The 14,981-nt window shown below is 58.6% G+C and carries 16 protein-coding genes and 2 tRNA genes; 12 read left to right on the top strand and 6 right to left on the bottom strand.

Going from position 1 to position 14,981, the window contains the following annotated elements; all coding sequences use genetic code 11:
- Positions 1 to 30 precede the first annotated feature (30 nt).
- Positions 31 to 1,215 (bottom strand): NAD(P)/FAD-dependent oxidoreductase, encoded by a 1,185-nt coding sequence (locus SPHFLASMR4Y_RS16065; protein WP_089134451.1) that lies wholly within the window; start codon positions 1,213 to 1,215, stop codon positions 31 to 33.
- A gap of 315 nt (positions 1,216 to 1,530) precedes the next feature.
- On the opposite strand from SPHFLASMR4Y_RS16065, the gene SPHFLASMR4Y_RS16060 reads away from it, so the two are divergent.
- Together SPHFLASMR4Y_RS16060 and SPHFLASMR4Y_RS16055 are read left to right on the top strand one after the other, a co-directional pair.
- Positions 1,531 to 1,770: a hypothetical protein gene (locus SPHFLASMR4Y_RS16060; RefSeq protein ID WP_145955574.1), complete on the top strand. Its 240-nt coding sequence runs from the start codon at positions 1,531 to 1,533 to the stop codon at positions 1,768 to 1,770.
- Positions 1,760 to 2,929 (top strand): AI-2E family transporter, encoded by a 1,170-nt coding sequence (locus SPHFLASMR4Y_RS16055; protein WP_186265978.1) that lies wholly within the window; start codon positions 1,760 to 1,762, stop codon positions 2,927 to 2,929. The genes SPHFLASMR4Y_RS16060 and SPHFLASMR4Y_RS16055 overlap by 11 nt, the downstream gene beginning before the upstream one ends.
- A 99-nt stretch (positions 2,930 to 3,028) precedes the next feature.
- On the opposite strand, the gene SPHFLASMR4Y_RS16050 is transcribed toward SPHFLASMR4Y_RS16055, so the two are convergent.
- Together SPHFLASMR4Y_RS16050 and SPHFLASMR4Y_RS16045 are read right to left on the bottom strand one after the other, a co-directional pair.
- Positions 3,029 to 3,104, bottom strand: a tRNA-Ala gene (locus tag SPHFLASMR4Y_RS16050).
- 50 nt (positions 3,105 to 3,154) lie between these two features.
- On the bottom strand, positions 3,155 to 3,478 hold the full coding sequence (locus tag SPHFLASMR4Y_RS16045; RefSeq protein ID WP_089134448.1) for a TIGR02300 family protein: 324 nt from the start codon (positions 3,476 to 3,478) through the stop codon (positions 3,155 to 3,157).
- Between the two features lie 183 nt (positions 3,479 to 3,661).
- Here SPHFLASMR4Y_RS16045 and aroA point away from each other — a divergent pair, with 183 nt between their 5' ends.
- The 6 genes from aroA to SPHFLASMR4Y_RS16015 all read left to right on the top strand — a co-directional run bounded on the left by aroA (position 3,662) and on the right by SPHFLASMR4Y_RS16015 (position 8,516).
- Positions 3,662 to 5,011 (top strand): 3-phosphoshikimate 1-carboxyvinyltransferase, encoded by a 1,350-nt coding sequence (gene aroA, locus SPHFLASMR4Y_RS16040; protein ID WP_089134447.1) that lies wholly within the window; start codon positions 3,662 to 3,664, stop codon positions 5,009 to 5,011.
- Entirely contained in the window at positions 5,008 to 5,268 is a 261-nt protein-coding gene (locus SPHFLASMR4Y_RS16035; RefSeq protein WP_089134446.1) for a CBU_0592 family membrane protein, read from the top strand. Before aroA ends, SPHFLASMR4Y_RS16035 begins: the two co-directional genes overlap by 4 nt.
- Complete coding sequence (locus tag SPHFLASMR4Y_RS16030) at positions 5,265 to 5,909, top strand: (d)CMP kinase (protein ID WP_089134445.1); 645 nt, start codon at positions 5,265 to 5,267, stop codon at positions 5,907 to 5,909. The genes SPHFLASMR4Y_RS16035 and SPHFLASMR4Y_RS16030 overlap by 4 nt, the downstream gene beginning before the upstream one ends.
- A gap of 208 nt (positions 5,910 to 6,117) precedes the next feature.
- The gene (gene rpsA, locus SPHFLASMR4Y_RS16025) at positions 6,118 to 7,821 is read left to right on the top strand and encodes a 30S ribosomal protein S1 (protein WP_089134444.1); all 1,704 of its coding nucleotides are present in this window, start codon (positions 6,118 to 6,120) and stop codon (positions 7,819 to 7,821) included.
- 230 nt (positions 7,822 to 8,051) lie between these two features.
- Entirely contained in the window at positions 8,052 to 8,333 is a 282-nt protein-coding gene (locus SPHFLASMR4Y_RS16020; protein ID WP_089134443.1) for an integration host factor subunit beta, read from the top strand.
- Positions 8,334 to 8,429: 96 nt separating this feature from the next.
- A tRNA-Leu gene (locus SPHFLASMR4Y_RS16015) sits at positions 8,430 to 8,516 on the top strand.
- A gap of 64 nt (positions 8,517 to 8,580) precedes the next feature.
- On the opposite strand, the gene SPHFLASMR4Y_RS16010 is transcribed toward SPHFLASMR4Y_RS16015, so the two are convergent.
- Positions 8,581 to 9,762 carry an acyl-CoA dehydrogenase family protein gene (locus tag SPHFLASMR4Y_RS16010; RefSeq protein WP_089134442.1) on the bottom strand — a complete coding sequence of 394 codons (1,182 nt, stop codon included), beginning with the start codon at positions 9,760 to 9,762 and terminating at the stop codon, positions 8,581 to 8,583.
- A gap of 79 nt (positions 9,763 to 9,841) precedes the next feature.
- Here SPHFLASMR4Y_RS16010 and SPHFLASMR4Y_RS16005 point away from each other — a divergent pair, with 79 nt between their 5' ends.
- The 3 genes from SPHFLASMR4Y_RS16005 to SPHFLASMR4Y_RS15995 are packed head-to-tail and all read left to right on the top strand — an operon-like array spanning position 9,842 to position 13,321.
- Entirely contained in the window at positions 9,842 to 11,383 is a 1,542-nt protein-coding gene (locus tag SPHFLASMR4Y_RS16005) for an ABC transporter substrate-binding protein (protein ID WP_089134441.1), read from the top strand.
- Complete coding sequence (locus SPHFLASMR4Y_RS16000; protein WP_089134440.1) at positions 11,380 to 12,867, top strand: ABC transporter substrate-binding protein; 1,488 nt, start codon at positions 11,380 to 11,382, stop codon at positions 12,865 to 12,867. Before SPHFLASMR4Y_RS16005 ends, SPHFLASMR4Y_RS16000 begins: the two co-directional genes overlap by 4 nt.
- Before the next feature lie 31 nt (positions 12,868 to 12,898).
- Positions 12,899 to 13,321, top strand: a complete 423-nt coding sequence (locus tag SPHFLASMR4Y_RS15995) for a DUF4112 domain-containing protein (RefSeq protein WP_089134439.1) — start codon at positions 12,899 to 12,901, stop codon at positions 13,319 to 13,321.
- Here SPHFLASMR4Y_RS15995 and SPHFLASMR4Y_RS15990 read toward each other — a convergent pair.
- On the bottom strand, positions 13,318 to 13,866 hold the full coding sequence (locus tag SPHFLASMR4Y_RS15990; protein ID WP_089134438.1) for a carboxymuconolactone decarboxylase family protein: 549 nt from the start codon (positions 13,864 to 13,866) through the stop codon (positions 13,318 to 13,320). The genes SPHFLASMR4Y_RS15995 and SPHFLASMR4Y_RS15990 overlap by 4 nt on opposite strands.
- 73 nt (positions 13,867 to 13,939) lie before the next feature.
- Here SPHFLASMR4Y_RS15990 and SPHFLASMR4Y_RS15985 point away from each other — a divergent pair, with 73 nt between their 5' ends.
- A complete protein-coding gene (locus SPHFLASMR4Y_RS15985) occupies positions 13,940 to 14,245 on the top strand; it encodes a winged helix-turn-helix transcriptional regulator (protein ID WP_222102938.1) in 306 nt (101 codons plus the stop codon).
- On the opposite strand, the gene SPHFLASMR4Y_RS15980 is transcribed toward SPHFLASMR4Y_RS15985, so the two are convergent.
- A complete protein-coding gene (locus tag SPHFLASMR4Y_RS15980) occupies positions 14,223 to 14,894 on the bottom strand; it encodes a ribonuclease T2 family protein (protein WP_089134436.1) in 672 nt (223 codons plus the stop codon). The two genes, SPHFLASMR4Y_RS15985 and SPHFLASMR4Y_RS15980, sit on opposite strands and share 23 nt — an antisense overlap.
- Positions 14,895 to 14,981: the final 87 nt, after the last annotated feature.

The raw sequence follows: 14,981 nt of genomic DNA, 5'->3' as shown, positions 1-14,981 counted from the left end.
CATGTTATTGTTAGACGGTTTGCGCTGGGATCATATTGCCTTGCCGGCAGCATGGCCACTCGCCCAAGCCCACTGAAAATTATAGCCACCGAGCCAGCCGGTGACATCAACGGCTTCGCCAATAGCATAAAAACCGGGTACTTGCCTAGCTTCCATATTTTTCGACGAAAGTTCCGCCGTGCTGATGCCGCCGGCGGTGACTTCGGCCTTGGCGAAACCTTCGGTTCCGCTGGGCATGAAACGCCAGTGCGACAGACGGCGCGCCGCCTCATCCAGCTTCTTGTCGGTCAGATTTCCCAACTCTCCTTCGAGCGCAATCCGCTCGACCAGCGTGTCGGTTAACCGGGCGGGCAGATGAGCGTTGATCGCTTTTCTGAGCGAAAGCCGCGGCAAGGATTTCTTCGCCTGGACCAGCCAATCATCCTGAAGGTCTGGGAGAAAGTCAATCTCGATCGATTCGCCATGCTGCCAGTAGGATGAAATCTGCAGGATCGCCGGACCGGACAGCCCTTTGTGGGTGAACAGGGCGGCCTCCCGAAATGCCGTTTTCCCGCAGCGCGCGATAACCGGGGCGGACACGCCGGAGAGCGACCGGAAAAGGGTTTCTTCGCCGCCCAGGGTCAAGGGCACCAGCGCGGGCCGTGGCTCGACAATTTTCAGGCCGAACTGGCGGGCAAGATCATAAGCGAATCCGGTTGCCCCCATTTTCGGGATGGAAGGACCGCCAGTCGCAACAACAAGCGAGGGTGCAAAGGCCGTCTCACCACCATATTCGACGCGATAGCGACCGTCATTATGGCTGACGGCACTGATTGTCTTTCCCAGCGACAGCGTGACGCTGTTTTCCGGACATTCCGACAACAACATATCGACAATCTGCCGCGCCGAGCCGTCACAGAAAAGCTGTCCGAGCGTTTTTTCGTGCCAGTCGATGCCATGGCGGTCGACCAACGCGATGAAATCAGCGGCAGAATAGCGGCTGAGCGCCGATTTGGCGAAATGCTTGTTTTGCGACAGATAACGGTCCGGCGCGGTGCCGATATTGGTAAAATTGCAGCGCCCGCCCCCGGAAATCAGGATTTTCTTCCCCGGCTCGTCGGCATGATCGATGAGCAATATCTTCCGCCCGCGTTGACCGGCGACTGCGGCGCACATCAGACCGGCCCCGCCGGCACCAAGAATTATCGCATCATAATGGGTGGGTACTTTGGCCATCAGATTTCTGGAAACTTTCTAATATCGGCAGACACAGGATTGCCGTTCACACAGTGTGATTGCCTCTTTGCCTCGCAAGGCTATCGCCAGTTCTGGCAAAATGATTGCGTTTGAAAATCGGATTTTCCCGCTGGCAACCGCTCGAGCGAAGCCGGGGCTGCGCGGAGCCGCGTTTAACAGCGATAAGCGCCAATGGCAACGGCTGCGCAGCGTGGTCCGCCCCCGTGATCCGAGGCGACCGACTTGTCCTTCGCAACCTTTTGGGGATGACCGCGTTTTCCAACCAAGTGCAATAGAAAGCCGATGGAGCCAGATATGATCAGCAGCCTCGCTTATGCCATCATCCTGATGGGATGTTCGGACGACATGAGCCTGTGCCGGGAAATGGCGCGGGACGAACGTAGGTTCGCGACGCTTGCCGAATGCAAGAGAAGCGAAGGCAAGGCGCTGCAATCCGATGTGGCACTCGCACTGGATTACCCGGTTGTAGCCTCGAAATGCACCGCCGGTACAGAGAGATTTGCTCGGAAAGGCACGAAGCATATTGGAGGATGACACACATCATAACGGCCAGAATGCCAGCATTGAGCCCTTCACCGGTGGGCCGCTGAGTCAGACGAAACCGACACGAAGGCAATATTCAACGATAATTTTCCTTTTGTCGCTCGGACTGTTCCTTGCCGTGCCCTTCGTTCTGTCTGCCGGTGCGGTGTTCTTCCGACCGCTGTTTGCTGCCATGGTCATCATGTTGATGCTGCTGCCATTGACCGGCGCATTGGCAAAGCAGGGAATGCCAAACCCGATCGCCGCCTTTCTCTCCGTCCTCGCTTTTCTCCTCTTTCTCGTGTTCGGGTTCCTGCTGATCCTGCAGCCGGCCCTGGAGCTGGCCGAACGATTTCCGGATATCACCAACATATTGCAGGAACGGCTGGTGGATATCCGCCAGTTCACCGCGTCGGTTTCGCAGATGGGGACAGAATTCTCTTCCACCATCGGCGAATCCAGAGGCCAGGAAGTGGTGCTGGCCAGTCCCACCGTCATGGAAGAAGCGGCCTATGCGACCCCGGCCGTGCTCCTTGAACTTCTTCTGGTCCTGTTGCTGGTCTATTTCATGCTCGAGTCGCGTCTGCGGCTAAAGCGGATCATATTGTCGAAACGATCGACCCTGGCCACCAGCCTGAAAGCGGCCCGGGCCGGGCGCAGCATTACCGGAGACCTGTCCCACTATATCGGCGCTGTGACCACGATCAATATCGCGGTGGGCGTGATCGTCGCCTCCGGCGCCTGGGCACTCGATATCGAATCGCCACTCATGTGGGGTGGTCTGGCGGCGATACTGAACTTCATTCCCTACCTAGGCCCCATGCTGATGGCGGTGCTCCTGTTCGGTTTCGGTGCGGCCTCCACGGGCGACCTGAGCGGTGGCCTGGTCCCGACGCTGGCCTATATCGCCCTGCAAACCATCGAAGCCAATCTGGTCACGCCGTCGATTCTCGGCAGGCGCTTTTCGATGAACCCGGTCGTCATCCTGCTGGCTATCAGCTATTTCACATGGATCTGGGGATTGGCGGGAGCCCTGATCGCGGTGCCGCTGCTGATCGTGGGCAAGGCGCTGCTTGCCCAGACGGGCAGCCCCAATATCGTCGGCTTCATTCTCGGAGAGCCGCTATTCGCTTCGCCAGATGATATGCAGACCGAATCGCAAGATCATTGAGAATCGCAGCCTGCGGTTCCGAACTGTCGTCGGATGATCGCAAGTTCCGCCCTTTTCATTCGGACGGAATTGGCGGGTTTTTTGGGAGATTCAGGAAAATGGTGGAGCCTAGCGGGATCGAACCGCTGACCTCTTCGCTGCCAGCGAAGCGCTCTCCCAGCTGAGCTAAGGCCCCATTTGAAAAGCGCCTTTAATCCAGACACTCTCCAAGATGCAAATCAAAAATTAGGTTTCGTCGGGTTCGTCGTCACCTTTGCCTTTGCTGACGCCCAGATCATCGTCGCCACCAAGGTCGACTTCGTTGTCCGGGGACGGCTCGTCATCATCGATGTTGATGTCCAGATCATCATCGTCAACCGAATCCTCGTCCTTCTTCACGGCCTTCTTCGGCGCTTCAAAAGGCAAAGGCTGCTTGGATTTGAGTACCGCTTCCGGCACGAAGCTTTCTCCGCATTCAACGCAGGTAGCCGGGTCTTCTTTGCCCAGATCGTAAAAACGTGTTCCACATTTCGGGCATGTGCGCTTTGTGCCCCATTCCGGTTTAACCATGGCTGGTGTCCAAATCCTGTCTAAATCAGTTCGTTGATAGGTAAGTCTGCTATACGGCGAGTCAAGTATTGCCTAATTCAGCCGCGAAATCCGGCGCGCCTTGCCATAGCTTTGCAGCGCTGTCAAAAGCCGTTTGATATTCCTGCACGAATCATTCGTGCGTTCCGCTAACAAAGCTCTGACATGACAAGCAACACTCCCCAGCCAGTAACGTTCAAGCCGTCTGGCCCGCTCGGCGGCAAAATTTCCGTTCCCGGTGACAAATCCATTTCCCACCGGGCCCTGATATTGTCGGCGCTCGCCATCGGTAAAAGCCGGATCACCGGACTGCTGGAGGGAGAAGATGTTCTCGCCACCGCCGACGCCCTGCGCGCCATGGGGGCCAAAATCGAGAAAAAGGACGATGTCTGGACGGTTCACGGAGTTGGCGTTGGCGGTCTGATGCAGCCGGCCAACGTTCTGGACATGGGCAATAGCGGTACATCGACGCGTCTGCTCATGGGGCTGATCGCTTCCCACGGCATATCCGCAACCTTCACCGGCGATGCGAGCCTGTCAAAACGGCCGATGGGCCGCGTGATCGATCCGCTCTCGGATATGGGCGCCGACATCCAGGCGCGCGAGACATCGGACCATAAGTCCTGTCTGCCGCTGACGGTAAGAGGCCTTTGCCCGGCCATTCCGATTGAATATCGGCTACCGGTTGCCTCTGCGCAGGTCAAATCGGCGATTCTTCTGGCCGGTCTCAACACGCCGGGCATCACGCGGATCGTCGAACCCGTGCTTACCCGGGACCATAGCGAGACCATGCTCCGGGGGTTCGGCGCGGAGCTAAATGTAGAGACCGATGCCGAGGGTTGCCGGATCATCTCTCTGACCGGCGAAGCGGAACTGCAGCCGCAAAAGATCAAGGTGCCCGGCGACCCTTCTTCCGCTGCCTTCATGGTGGTTGCGGCCCTGATCGTGCCCGGATCGGATATTGTCATTGAAAATGTCGGGATCAATCCGACCCGTGCCGGCCTGTTCGAAGTGCTGCAGGATATGGGCGGTGACATCAGTTTCAAAAGGAAGCGCACGGTCGGCGGCGAACCGGTGGCGGATATTCATGTCCGGCACAGCCCGCTCACCGGCATCGACGTGCCGGCGGCCATCGCGCCCAGCATGATCGACGAATTTCCCGTTCTGTTCGTCGCGGCGGCGATGGCCAGCGGCACCACCACCACCCGCGGCCTGCATGAATTGCGGGTCAAGGAATCCGACCGCCTTTCACAAATGGCCAAGGGCCTGGAGGCGCTCAGCGTAAAGCTCGACGAGAAGGACGACGGTCTGACTATCGAAGGCAGTGGCGGCAAACCATTGCCGGGCGCGCGCACCAAGCCGGTGATCGAGACCGCGCTGGACCACCGTATAGCGATGAGCTTCGCAGTGGCAGGCCTGGTGACAAAATCCGGCCTCGCGATCGACGATATCACGCCCGTGCAGACCAGTTTCCCGGGGTTTCAAGACCTCATGCAGACGCTCGCCTCCAAATGATCGACGGATTTTCCGCCAATGTGATCGGCATATTGGGCAGCATATCGATCGTGTCTGCCTATGCCTATAACGTCTATGCCAAGACCGTGAACGGCTTTGTCTACAATGGTATCAACCTGATTGGCGCCCTTCTGCTCACCCTGTCGCTGATGGTGCATTTCAATCTGGCGTCCTTGCTGCTCGAGATCGTCTGGATCCTCATTGCGCTGGGCGGACTGTGGAAATCCTATCGGGATCATGCGAGGCAGGATTCATGATTATCGCGGTCGATGGCCCTACAGCTTCGGGCAAAGGCACTATCTCCAAAAGGCTGGCGAAACATTTCACCCTGCCCTTTCTCGACACCGGCCTGCTCTATCGCGCGGTCGGCTGGACGCTCAGGGACCAGGGCGGCAATGCCGACGATCCTGCCGATGCGCTGGCCGCCTGTATATTTGACGGTACCCTGCTCGACAATCCGGGACTGCGCAGCGAAACGGTCGGCGGCCTGGCCAGCCGGGTATCAATCCATCCGGAGGTCCGGCGCGCACTCGACAAGAGGCAAAGGGACTTTGCCTATCAACCGGGTGGCGCGGTGCTGGATGGTCGCGATATCGGTACGGTCATCGCGCCCGATGCCGATGTAAAACTGTTCGTGACAGCCTCTTCAGAAGCGCGCGCCGTGCGGCGTTTCGAGGAAATGAAACGGCGCGGCGAGCCGGCCAATTTCGATGATATTCTTGCCGACATTCTCAAGCGCGACGAGCGCGACAAGAACCGCAGCACTGCACCGCTCAAGCCCGCGCAAGATGCAGACTTGCTAGATACCACCGATTTGACTATAGACGCCGCCGTTCAACAGGCAATTGCCTTGGTGAATGCGAGGATAAGCGGCCGGCACGATAAAGATCCGGCATAGCAGACAAATGATGCGCAAGACGGGCTGTCTAACAACCGGCCCGACTTCGGCGCAGCTTTTTGCTATTTCCGCTTGGCCTTGCAGGAACCAACATCGGCAGTTTTCTGGTGGATGCAGCGGTCGCATGAGGTGACCGTGGCAATTTTGGTCCAAGACCGGCGGAACCAACCGCCTGGCCAGAAAAATTGACTATCAAGGATTGAACCATATGGCCTCAACGGCATTTCCAAGCCGCGACGATTTCGCGGCAATGTTAAACGAATCACTCGGTGGCGAAGACCAGGGCTTTGAAGGCCGCGTCGTCAAAGGCACCGTAACCGGCATCGAAAACGACATGGCTGTCATCGATGTGGGATTGAAATCAGAGGGCCGTGTAGCGCTGCGCGAATTCGCCGCTCCCGGTCAGAAAGCCGACATTTCCATTGGCGACGAAGTCGAAGTCTATGTCGACCGTATCGAAAATGTGAACGGCGAGGCCATGCTGTCTCGCGATCGCGCTCGCCGCGAAGCTAGCTGGGACAAGCTTGAAAAAGAATATGACGAAGGCAATCGCGTCGAAGGCATTATCTTCGGTCGCGTCAAAGGCGGCTTCACGGTCGACCTCGACGGCGCCGTAGCCTTCCTGCCAGGCAGCCAGGTCGACGTCCGCCCCGTGCGCGACGTCACCCCGCTGATGGACATTGCCCAGCCGTTCCAGATCCTCAAGATGGATCGCAAGCGCGGCAATATCGTTGTGTCGCGTCGCGCCATTCTCGAAGAAACCCGCGCCGAACAGCGCAGCGGCCTCATCGAGTCCCTGGCTGAAGGTCAGGTTACCGAAGGCGTCGTCAAGAATATCACCGATTATGGTGCATTTGTTGACCTCGGCGGCATCGACGGCCTGCTCCATGTTACCGATCTTTCCTACAAGCGGGTCAACCACCCGAACGAGATGATCAACATCGGCGACACGCTGAAAGTCCAGATCATCAAGATCAACAAGGATACCCAGCGTATTTCGCTTGGCATGAAGCAACTCGAAAGCGATCCTTGGGACAGCGCCACCGAGAAATATTCTGTCGGCACCAAGCTCACCGGTTCGGTCACCAACATTACCGAATATGGCGCTTTCGTGGAACTGGAGCCTGGTATCGAAGGCCTTGTCCACGTTTCCGAAATGAGCTGGACCAAGAAGAACGTCCACCCGGGCAAGATTGTTTCCACCTCGCAGGAAGTGGAAGTTATCGTTCTCGAAGTCGATACCGAAAAACGCCGCATCTCGCTGGGTCTGAAACAGGCTCAGTCCAACCCGTGGACCGATTTTGCTGATACGCATCCGATCGGTGCCACCGTCGAGGGCGAAGTGAAGAATGCCACCGAATTCGGTCTGTTCATCGGCCTTGAAGGCGACGTTGACGGCATGGTTCACATGTCCGACATCGCATGGGGCATTTCCGGCGAAGACGCACTCAACCTCCACCACAAGGGCGAGCAGGTCAAAGCCATCGTTCTCGACATTGATGTAGAGAAAGAGCGGATTTCGCTTGGTATGAAGCAGCTTGAAAAAGGTGCACCTGCCATGGGCGGCGCGGATACCGGAGGCCTCAAGAAAGGCGCTGTGGCAACCGTCACCGTATTGGAAGTTCGCGACGGCGGCCTCGAAGTCCAGATGGGCGACGATGGCGCAACCGGCTTCATCAAGCGCAGCGATCTGGGCCGCGACCGCGACGAGCAGCGTCCGGACCGTTTCCAGGTTGGTCAGAAGCTCGACGCGATGATCACCGGCTTCGACCGTTCGAAGAAACCGAACTTCTCGATCAAGGCGCATCAGCTGGCCGAAGAGAAGCAGGCTGTGGAACAGTTCGGCTCGACCGATTCCGGTGCAAGCCTCGGCGACATCCTCGGTGCCGCGCTGAAGAAGAAGGAAGAATAGTCCTTCATTCTCAGTTGGAAATTTACGGAAGAGCCCGCCCCTCGATCGGGGCGGGCTTTTTCTATGGCACATCCCATTTGACACCGGTTTTTGACAAGGTTGCCAAGACCATTGAAAATAGACAGAATTTCTGGCATCAATGAGAGTCTAAAAATTGACAGACCGCCCGATTCCGAAAGTTTCCTGCAGGGAAGTTCATTGGATCGACCGGAAATCGGAAAGGCGCACCGATGATACGTTCAGAATTATTGGAAAAACTGGCTGAAGAAAATCCGGAATTGAAACCGGATGAAATCGAGAAGATAGTCGATCTGTTTTTCAATCAGATCAGCCAGAAACTGGCTGATGGCGGACGCGTGGAACTCCGCGGATTCGGCGCTTTCTCGACCCGCCAGCGCAATCCGCGCACCGGCCGCAACCCGCGCACGGGTGAATCGGTGGAGGTTCCTGCCAAGCGAGTGCCCTATTTCAAGCCCGGCAAGGAAATCCGCGAGCGGCTGAACAAGGGCTGATTAACGAAATATTCTGCTAATTTGCGTCTGTGGACTTGACCGCGCCCGCGCAATAATGCTTGTCGCTAGGCTCCGGCGAAAGCTGGAGCTACCGGTGCGGACGTGGCGAAATGGTAGACGCAGCAGACTTAAAATCTGCTATCCGAAATGGGTGTGCGGGTTCGAGTCCCGCCGTCCGCACCAGTTTTAAAAACCGGCGCAGCGACGACAAGCGTGACGGTCCATTTTCTGGATATCAATCCGATTGTTACAGCATCGCCATGTCGACGGGCTGGTCCAGCAATATCCGGCCGGCCAGCTCGAACACCGCAGGAGCGGTCGCGATATGCTGCGTGGCGACATGGGCATCGCGGAAGCGACGTTGCAGGCTGTTGTCCGAATAGACAGCGCCACCGCCGCCAAGCGTATAGGCGGTCTTGCAGATTTCCGCGGAGATTTCCGTGGCATGGGTACAGGCAAGGCGCAGATTGGCCCGCCCCTTCACGGAAATGTCCGCACTGCCCTGCGCTTCGCTCCAGCATTGGGCAATGGCATTTTCCAGATAGCCGAAGGCACCGCCGAGCAAGGCGGTTGCCCGCGCCAGCTCCGCCTGTACCGTGGCCCGCTGCGCCATTGACCGACCCCCACCGGGTGTATTCTTGTTGATTGCTACGGTGCCGATTTCTTCCAGCGCGGCGCGAGCATTGCCCAAGGCGACGGATGAGACTCCCAGAGCCAGCAGGCCAAAGAGCGGGAATTTGTACAAGGCAGCCGGATCGCGTGGCCGGTCACCGACAAAAGAGACGCTGCGCTCCTTGGGGACTTTCAGGCCCTCGATGGAAAAGTCGCCCGAACCCGTCCCCTTCAGCCCCGAAACATGCCAGCTGTCGATGAAGGCAACGTCCTTGGCCGGAAAGAACAGCATCCGGTGATAGGGCGCGCCATTGTCGAATTTCTGCAACTCGCCATCCTTGAAGATCATCGCGCCACCCCCCAGCCATGAGCAATTGGCCGAACCCGACCCCCATTGCCATTGGCCGCTCAGCAGATAATGATCACCCTTGTCTACGGCCTTGCCCATCGGTGCGAAAACACCGCCGGTGATCACGTCTTCTGCGCCAAATATTTCGCGCGCCGCCGGTTCCGGCATATAGGCAGCACCGAGCGTCGATGTGACCGCTATCATCACGCACCAGCCGGCACTGGCATCTGCCTCGGCTACCGTGGCGACAATTTTCATGAAGTCGAGCGGCTCCAGTTCCAGTCCGCCGAGCGACGCCGGCTTGGACAGATTGAAAGCACCGGCACCGGCCAGTTTTGCAGCAAGATCAGCCGGCAGGCGCCGCGCCTTCTCGGTTTCCGCCGCGCGCGCCGCAATTTCGGGAAGCAGCGCCAGAATATTGGGTCCGACCTCGCCGATATTGGAAATATCATATTGTAAACCGGTCATGCAGCATTTCTCCTAGGGGCAATGAACAAGCACAAGAGTTGCACTTTGTCGAGGCGGCAAAACCATCTAGACAGGTCCCATGCGCTATATCGCTCTTCTCTGCACCTGCCTGTTGCTGATTGCCTGCGACAGCGGCCCGGCGGTCGACAGCGCGCCCGGCCCGGCGCAAATCGTTCGCTTGTCCGATTCGGAGATCAAGGGGCTCGACCCGCAGAAAATCTCCGACCTGTCGTCACTTCGGGTTGCCGCAGACCAGTTCGAGGGATTGACTCGTCTGGATGCCGGAGGCGTGGCGGAGCCGGGCCTGGCAAAGAGCTGGCAGAATTCGTCTGATGGCCTGATCTGGACATTTGCCTTGCGGGAAAATTTGCGCTTCTCCGATGGCACCGCTTTTGATGCCGAACTTTTCCCGGCTCTGCTGCGTCGCCTGCGCGCGTCCGGGACAGCAGCGCCTGCGCTGGCCCTGTTCGGCAATATCACGAGCGTCACAGCGCCCGACAGGACCAGGGTGATTGTCACGCTTGCCTCGCCCGATCCATCCCTGCCCGCGCTGCTGGCCCATCCGGCTCTGGCCGCGATCCCTCTACACCGGATACACCAGGCCGGAGACCAATGGACCTCAGACCGGCCGATGATCGCCAGCGGCCCCTATCGACTGGCCGACTGGAAATTGAACGATCACGCCCGGCTGGAGCGCAATCCGCTGTGGCACGATGGAAACGCCCCCACCCCGACCGTAATCTGGAAACCTATGGATGACAGCCTGTCAGCCATGCGTTTGTTCTTGGCCGGCGGTGCGGACATTGCCGCGGATTATCCGGCCAGCCGGCACCAATGGCTCAAGCAGAACCATCCGGAGATCATCCATAGCGTTCCCTATCTCGGCAGCTATTACTTCGCTTTTAACACCCGCACAGCGCCTTTCGACGACGCGAGGGTCCGCAAGGCCCTGTCGATGGCGGTGGAACGCGAATGGATAGCCGACAAGGTGCTCGGGGTCGGAAATATTCCGGCCTGGGGTCTGCTCCCTCCCGGCCTCGCCGGAACGGAACCGATGCGGCCGGAATGGGCGGACTGGCCCCGCGAGAAGCGCTTGCAAGCCGCGCGCACTCTGCTGACATCAGCCGGTGTCGACGCGGCCAATCCCCTGCGGTTCGAGATTCGATTCAACAGTTCCGCCGAACATCGCCGGGTTGCCGTTGCACTGGCCGCCATGTGGCAGCCGCTTGCGGTCGAGGCCAGCCTGTTCAACAGCGAGGCTGCCCTGCATTTTGCGGCGCTGCGCCGGCACGAATTCTCGCTCGCTCGGTCCGGCTGGATTGCCGATCTGCCGACAGCCGAAAATTTCCTTCTGGTTCATCAGCAGACCAATGGCGCGGGCAATTACGCGGGCTATGACAATCCGGAATATGACAAGATTCTGGCGCTGGCGATCGCTCAACCGGACCCGGCTCGACGGCAATCGCTGATGCGGCAAGCGGAGGCAATATTGGTCGCTGACATGCCCGTCCTGCCGCTCTATTTCTATGTCACCCGAAGTCTGGTGGCTGAGCGGATTGCGGGTTGGAAAGATAATATTTCCAATGTGCATCCCAGCCGCACTCTGCGTATAAGGCGATGATGCGTTTCCGATCCTCCTTCTGGCTCAATGGCCTTGTGGCAGCTCTTGGGGTGGCGGCGCTCGCAGCGTGCGGCTTCGCCGGAAACGAGGACCAGGTCCGGGTTACCGTGATTGAAGACGGCGAAACGCGGATCAATCCGATCGGGACACGCCTGAATTTCGCTTCCTCGACCATGCGCGCGGCAATGGCCAAGGGCCTCGTCGGACTGGACGCAGAAGGCCGGGTTGTGCCCGCACTGGCGGCCCGCTGGATCGTTTCGGATGATGGTCTCAGCTACATATTCCGCCTGTACGATGCGAAATGGGACGATGGCCGGCAGATCACCGCCGAGCGGGTGGCCCGGCTGCTCCGCGAACGTTTTCGCGAATTGCGCAAAAGCCGGTTGCAATATGACGTGTCGGTGGTCGACGAAGTGGTGTCGATGACCGGCCGGGTGATCGAAATCAAACTGGATGCCCCGCACCCCAATTTCCTGCAGTTGCTTGCCCAGCCCGAGCTCGGACTGTTTCGGGCAGGCCATGGCGCCGGCCCCATGCGCCTGCTGAGCGAGGACAACGGGATCAAACTGTCGCTCTTCGATGAACCGTCACAGGAAGAAGACGATGAAGAAGAAGAGGATGACCGCTGGGTCTCGCTGCGCAGTGATCCGGCAGCCGTAGCCATTTCCCGATATCGTGCCGGTGCCGTGCAAGTGGTGCTGAACGGCAAATATCATCATCTCCCGCTCGTCGATGCCGGCGACATCAGCAGCGGCGACTTGCGGCTCGATCCGGTCGCCGGCCTGTTCGGATTGCGCTTCATTCGCGCCAATGGTTTCTGGGCGGTTCCCGGCAACCGGGAGATTTTGGCGATGGCGATCAACCGTCCGGCCTTGCTGACCTCCTTTCCCGGTGTCAGCGCCTGGCAAAGCCGGCTCAAGATCATCCCCGAAGCGCTCGATGTAGAGGGGATCAACGCTTATCCCGATTGGGCCGGCATGACTATGCAGGACCGGATAGCCTTCGCCAGAGACCATGTCAGCCGCTGGAAGGCCACGGAAGGGCCAGTCGTGCCACTGGCCATCGCGCTGCCCGATGCAGCCGGCGCCGACATCCTGTTCAAGCGCATCCAGTCCGATCTCCGGAGAGTGGGCCTGGACGCGCGGAAGGTCGCATTGAACCAGAGAGCCGATGTCCAGTTGCTGGACGAAATCGCTCCCTATGACAGCGCCCAATGGTTCTTGAAGCAGTTCACCTGCTTCAAGACGACCGTCTGCCTGAACGATGCCGATTCAAGGATTAACGAAGCCGATGCGGCGACCAATTTGCAGATCAAGGCCCGGCTCTATGCCGAGGTCGAGCAACTGCTCGTCGATCACTATAATTTCATTCCCATCGCGGTTCCGATACGCTGGTCTATTGCCCGGCCGGGGCAGCGCGGCTTTGCGGTCAACCCGCGTGGATGGCATCCATTGAATAATCTGGTCGGCATCCCCATATCCTGACTGTATGAGTAGTCTAAGACAGGGAGGTCGCATGGCCATTTCCGAAGAACAGTTAAAACGCCTCGCCGAGCAATTGCCCGACGTCAGCCGCGATCCACAAGCGGTGCGCACCCGCGTCGAAGCGATGGAAAAAGTGCTGGAACGGGCCTTTGTCATCCCCGGCATCAACCGGCCCATCGGCCTCGATTCACTCGTCGGCCTGATCCCGGTGGTCGGCGATATCGCGACCGCCATCATGGGTGCCTATATCGTCTGGGAGGCCCGCAATCTCGGCATGTCCAGGCTGCAACTGACCCGCATGGCGGCCAATGTCGGCATTGATACGGCGCTGGGCGCAATACCCCTGGCCGGTGACCTGTTCGACTTTCTCTGGCGCTCGAACAGCAAGAACCTGAAAATCATCCGCAAGCATCTCGACAAGCATCATCCGGGAACGCGGACAATCGAATTCTAGGCCGCCGGAAAACGGGCGGCAAAATCCTCAAGTCCGATTTCCGAGCAATTGGCAACGAAACTGACCGTATGGTAAGTGCCGCACAGTGCGAGGATTTCCATCTGCTCCTCTCTGGACCAAAACCGCTGAAACGATGCAAGATTGTCTTCAGCCATGGATCCCGAGCGGCACAGATCATCAACGGATGCCAGCAGGCATTTTTCCTTCTCGTTCCATACGGGATCGTCGTATTTGCCATTTTTTGTGGCGATGATTTGCGCTTCAGAAAATCCCGCCGCGGATGCGAATATGGCGACATGGACGCCCCATTCATATTCGCATTGAGCATTGGCGGTCGTCCGGAGAACGACGATTTCACGCTCTCGGATAACTAGCGGGCTACCCTTGTCGAGCAGATTGGGCACCGCTTTTTTCGCAAACCGCATACTGTTCGCGAAAACCCGGAACAGTGTCAGCAAATAGTCGTCCTGCTGGGGATATTGTTGCATCACTGCCGTCAACTCGGGTGAATAGGGCGGCATGACAGGGGCCAAAATATTGCCCATGCTTCTACTCCTCGCTATAGTTTCTGTAGCAAAACTATGCTACTATATATGTAGCGTCAAGAAGGAAACAAGCTTGAACGACCAGAAAAGCAACCGCCCCATTATGATCCTACTGGAAACACTGGGAAAAAGATGGGCCTTGCGGATCATGTGGGAGCTGCGAAACGGGCCGTTTACATTCCGCGCACTACAAGAATCATGCGATATGCTGTCCCCGACAACGCTCAACGCCCGGCTTGGAGACTTGAAATCCCTGGGGATTATTGAGCATCAATCTGCTGGATATCAGTTGACGGCCAAGGGTCTGGAACTGGCCAAAGTCATGATCAGTCTGACCGACTGGGCGGACCGCGAAATCACCCCCCGCGCCAGATCTTGACCGGCCTGTCGTCCTTCGCCGCCCGCATATAGGCAGGACAGCGTTGTGGCCGGAAACTCTTGCCGAGACAGAGCTTCACTTCCTGCAGCCAGCCGCGCCGGTTGATTTTCAGCCGCAGCATATCGGGTTGAAGCCCCTCGTTCGCCGCGGCGAAGGCGTTGCGAAACTGGCCTGCCGTCAGCGGCTTGCGCGACAACCGATCCATGTCCGGAAAGCGCACCGCATCGAACATTATCCGCGACACGCGGAAATAGGTCTCGGGCCGCCTGGTCATGCAGGTCCCGTGCTTGGCCCATTCATGCGCCATCATTCTGGTCGACGGCATCATGCAGAAATTGCGCTTTATGACCGCCGGCGGCAGCGCCCGGGTCGGCGCGCAATATTGCGGATAGGCCGGCCCGCGCGTGTCGGGCCACAGGCCGTGAAGAATGAAGCCGAAACTGCCGTCGTCCCCGCTGCACTGCGTCTTGTCGCGATGGCTGTCCTTGCGGGTCCGGCAATATTCCGGCGACCAGCTGAGCGCCAGCGTATAGCTGGTGACGGGCGGAGTACGGCGGGGCTCGGAGGCGGGTTTGCGCTCGGCGGGGGCGCTGAGGCCGGACGGCGGGCGGCACTGGTAGGATTGGGCTTGGGCGGGTGTTGCGACCATGGCCAATGACAAGAATAGACATATTCGTCGCCCCAGCGAAGGCTGCGGCCCAGCCCAAAGTCCACGTCCTTCGGACGATCGGTTTGG

The organism is Sphingorhabdus sp. SMR4y, assembly GCF_002218195.1.
Taxonomy (GTDB): domain Bacteria; phylum Pseudomonadota; class Alphaproteobacteria; order Sphingomonadales; family Sphingomonadaceae; genus Parasphingorhabdus.
This window is presented reverse-complemented; position numbering and strand designations above follow the sequence as displayed.